This is a genomic window from Micromonospora sp. NPDC049580 (assembly GCF_040675595.1).
In the GTDB taxonomy this organism is placed as follows: domain Bacteria; phylum Actinomycetota; class Actinomycetes; order Mycobacteriales; family Micromonosporaceae; genus Micromonospora.
Genome location: NZ_JBFAPG010000559.1, coordinates 1 through 3,805, shown reverse-complemented (window position 1 = coordinate 3,805; position 3,805 = coordinate 1). Strand labels below are relative to the sequence as shown.

The window sequence follows — 3,805 nt, the reverse complement described above, 5'->3', positions numbered from 1 at the left end:
TATTGCCACGACGCGCCGATACGGTCGGCAATAACTTCATGATCGACGCGGTGCTCCGACCGGGCGGCCCCGTTCGACGCCGGAGTGGGGTGGGGGCTGGGCCGGGCAGGTGGATAGGGTTGGTGGGGAAGGGAGTCTGCTGGTGAGGGTTTTGGCGGCGATGTCGGGCGGGGTGGACTCGGCCGTGGCGGCGGCACGGGCTATGGCGGCCGGGCATGATGTGACAGGCGTGCACCTGGCGCTGGCCCGAAACCCGCAGACGTACCGGACCGGGGCGCGCGGCTGCTGCACCCTGGAGGACTCCCGGGACGCCCGCCGGGCCGCCGACGTGATCGGCATCCCGTTCTACGTGTGGGACATGGCCGACCGTTTCCACGAGGACGTGGTCGACGACTTCGTGGCCGAGTACGCCGCGGGTCGTACGCCGAATCCGTGCCTGCGCTGCAACGAGAAGATCAAGTTCGCGGCGGTGCTGGACCGGGCGGTGGCCCTGGGCTTCGACGCGGTGGTCACCGGCCACCACGCCCGGCTCGGCCCGGACGGGCTGCTGCGCCGCAGCGTCGACGTGGCCAAGGACCAGTCGTACGTGCTGGCGGTCCTCACCCGCGAGCAGCTGGACCGGTCAATGTTCCCGCTCGGCGACTCGACGAAGGCGCAGGTCCGCGCGGAGGCCGCCGAGCGTGGCCTGGCGGTGGCCGACAAGCCGGACTCCCACGACATCTGCTTCATCGCCGACGGCGACACCCGCGGCTTCCTCGCCGGCCGGCTCGGCGAGGCGCCCGGCGACGTCGTCGACGCGAGCACCGGCGCGGTGGTCGGCAGTCACACCGGCGCGTACGCCTACACGGTGGGGCAGCGTCGCGGTCTGCACCTGGACCGACCCGCCCCCGACGGTCGGCCGCGCTACGTGCTCTCCATCACGCCCAAGACCAACACGGTGACGGTCGGTCCGGCCGAGGCGCTGGAGGTGTCGACGGTGCGGGCCACCCGCCCGGTGTGGACCGGTGGCCCCCGTCCGGCCGCTCCGGTCGAGTGCGAGGTGCAGTTGCGCGCGCACGGTGACGTGGTGCCGGCGACCGTCGACCTCGACGGCGACACGCTGCACGCCGAGCTGCGTCGACCGGTCCGCGGTGTGGCCGCCGGTCAGGCCGTGGTGGCGTACCGTCCGGACCCGGCCGGCGACATCGTCCTCGGCTCCGCGACCATCACCGGCTGACCGGGCGATCTGCGCGTGGTCGCCGAGCGGCCGGCGCGTCCAGCGGGATAGCCTTCGGCCGTGACAGATCAGGCGTGGCCCTGGCCGGCCGGCGCGGCGACCGGTATCGGCTCGCTGCCCGGCACCGACATCGCCGAGGCCCAGCGGGTCGTCCTCGGTGAGCTTCCCGAGCTGCCGCACCTGCCCGAGCTGCCGGCACGCGGCCCCGGGGCCGACCTGATCGGCCGCAGCGCCGGGCTGCTGGTGGAGCTGCCCGTCGAGCTGTACGCCGGGCGTTGGCGGGTCGCCCCCCGCCCCGGCCGCGACCTGCGCCGGGCCCGGGACCTGATGGAACGCGACCTGGACCAGCTCGCCGAGCAGGCCGAGGGGTACGCCGGCCCGATCAAGGTGCAGGCCGCTGGCCCCCTCACCCTGGCCGCTTCGCTGGAACTGCCGATCGGCGGCCGGCTGCTGCGTGACCCCGGCGCGGTCCTCGACCTCACCGGCTCCCTCGCCGAAGGGCTGCGCGGGCACGTCGCGGCGGTCGCCCGGCGGCTGCCCGGGGCCTCGGTCCTGCTGCAACTCGACGAGCCGTCGCTGCCGACCGTGCTGGCCGGGCGGGTGCCCACCGAGAGCGGGCTGGGCGCGTACCGGGCGGTGGAGTCCGCGGACGCGGCCGCTCTGCTGCGTACGGTCGTCGACGCGGTGGGCGTACCCACTGTGGTGCACTGCTGCGCCCCGCAGGTGCCGCTGGAGCTGATCCGTTCCACCGGCGCCGTCGCGGTCGCCCTCGACCTCGACCTGGTCACCGACCTGGACCCGCTGGGCGAGGCCATCGACGCGGGCCTCGGGCTGCTGGCCGGCGCCGCGCCGACCCGGCAGCCGTCGGCCGGTGGCGCACCGACCTCCGCGCAGATCGCCGATCGGGTACGCCAGATCTGGGACCGCCTCGGCTTTCCCCGTCGGCAGCTCGCCGAGCAGGTGGTCGTCACCCCGGCGTGCGGCCTGGCCGGAGCCACTCCCCAGTACGCCCGGGCGGTGCTCGCGGCCTGCCGGGACGCCGGTCGCCGGTTCACCGAGGAGTGACGTTTTTCTGTCGTACCCGGTGGGCAGGATGACGGTCATGATTGGACAGCTACGTTCAGTGGTGATCGACTGCCCCGATCCGCGGGCGCTGGCCGCGTTCTACTCCGAGCTGCTCGGCATCCCCCTGGTCGAGGGTGAGGGCGAGCCCGATGACGAGTGGGTGGTGCTGGGCGGCCCGCCCGGGCACCAGCCCCGCCTGGCGTTCCAGCGGGCGCTCAACCTGCGTCCGCCGGCCTGGCCGGACCCGGAGCGTCCGCAGCAGTTCCACCTGGACGTGACGGTGGACGACATCGACAGCGCGGAGAAGGCGGCGCTCGCGCTCGGTGCCCGGCGGCTGCCCGGCGAGGGCGAGGGTTTCCGGGTCTACGCCGACCCGGCCGGCCACCCGTTCTGCCTCTGCTGGGACTGAGCATGGCGTGGGTTGCGGCGGCCCGGCATCATGGCCGCCGTGATCCACTCCTCTCCGCTGCGCGCCTCCGGTTCGCTCTTCGGCCTCGCCTACGGTGACGCCCTGGGCAAGCCCACCGAGTTCCTGACCGTCGCCGAGATCCAGCGCCGCTACGGCCCGACCGGCCCGCGTGAGCTGACCGGCGAGCCGGCGCTGGTCACGGACGACACCCAGATGGCGCTGGCGGTGGGCTGGGCGCTGCACGAGGCGCCGTCGCTGACTCCGGAGGTGGTGGAGCCGCTGCTGCGACGGCGTTTCGTGGCCTGGTCGGTCAGTCCGGACAACAACCGCGCCCCCGGGATGACCTGCCTGCGCGCCTGCGCCGACCTGGCCCGAGGGCTGCCCTGGCAGGAGGCGACGATCGCCGACTCGAAGGGCTGCGGCGCCAACATGCGCGTGACGCCGGTGGGGTTGCTGGACGCCGACCTCGACACGCTGGCCGGGCTGGCCCAGTTGCAGGCCGGACTGACCCACGGCCACCCGACCGGGTTGGCCGCCAGCGAACTCACCGCGTACGCGGTCTTCGCCGTGCGTGGGGGCGTCCCGCTGGCGGAGCTTCCCGCGATTCTCACCGAGCGGGCGCGGTCCCAGCACCGCGTCTACCGCCGCGAGTGGCTGGGCGATCTCTGGCAGCGCCCGGGGGTCGACACGCCGGAGGAGTTCATCGCCCGCGGCTGGGACGAATGCCTGGTGGCGCTGCGCCGGCTGACCGTCGCCCTCGGCGAGCCGGACGACGGCGGCGACCCGTGCCGGGCCACGGGGGAGGGCTGGGTGGCCGAGGAGGCGCTGGCCACCGCTCTGTTCTGCGCCGTACGCCACGCCGACGACCCGGTCGCGGCGCTGGCCCGGGGCGCGACCACCGCCGGCGACTCCGACTCGATCGCCGCCCTGGCCGGCGCCTTCGTGGGCGTGGCCACCGGGATGGCGGCCTGGCCGCCTGGCTGGGCCGACCGCATCGAGTACGCCGACCAGCTCGCCACCCTCGGCGCAGCCTGGGACTGACCGGCCGGGCGTGGCCTGGCCTGGCCTGGCCTGGCCTGGCCTGGCCTGGCCTGGCCTGGCCTGGCCTGGCCTGG

Annotated in this window: 4 protein-coding genes; all 4 read left to right on the top strand. The window is 74.7% G+C overall.

What is annotated here, in order from left to right; genetic code table 11:
• The first annotated feature begins 142 nt into the window (after positions 1–142).
• From mnmA to AB0J68_RS29010, 4 genes are read left to right on the top strand one after another with little or no spacing between them, the layout of a single operon-like run.
• Positions 143–1,216, top strand: a complete 1,074-nt coding sequence (mnmA, locus tag AB0J68_RS29025) for a tRNA 2-thiouridine(34) synthase MnmA (RefSeq protein ID WP_363941691.1) — start codon at positions 143–145, stop codon at positions 1,214–1,216.
• 60 nt (positions 1,217–1,276) lie between these two features.
• On the top strand, positions 1,277–2,281 hold the full coding sequence (locus tag AB0J68_RS29020) for a methionine synthase (RefSeq protein ID WP_354861223.1): 1,005 nt from the start codon (positions 1,277–1,279) through the stop codon (positions 2,279–2,281).
• 37 nt (positions 2,282–2,318) lie between these two features.
• Positions 2,319–2,690, top strand: coding sequence for a VOC family protein (locus tag AB0J68_RS29015; protein WP_354861225.1), 372 nt, complete (start codon positions 2,319–2,321; stop codon positions 2,688–2,690).
• Positions 2,691–2,720: 30 nt separating this feature from the next.
• Positions 2,721–3,731, top strand: a complete 1,011-nt coding sequence (locus AB0J68_RS29010) for an ADP-ribosylglycohydrolase family protein (protein ID WP_363941688.1) — start codon at positions 2,721–2,723, stop codon at positions 3,729–3,731.
• Positions 3,732–3,805 lie beyond the last annotated feature (74 nt).

What these genes read in the sequence shown, in the direction of transcription:
- AB0J68_RS29010 (WP_363941688.1), top strand. Translation starts at nt 2,721, where the DNA reads ATGGCCGCCGTGATCCACTCCTCTCCGCTGCGCGCCTCCGGTTCGCTC.
- AB0J68_RS29015 (WP_354861225.1), top strand. Translation starts at nt 2,319, where the DNA reads ATGATTGGACAGCTACGTTCAGTGGTGATCGACTGCCCCGATCCGCGG.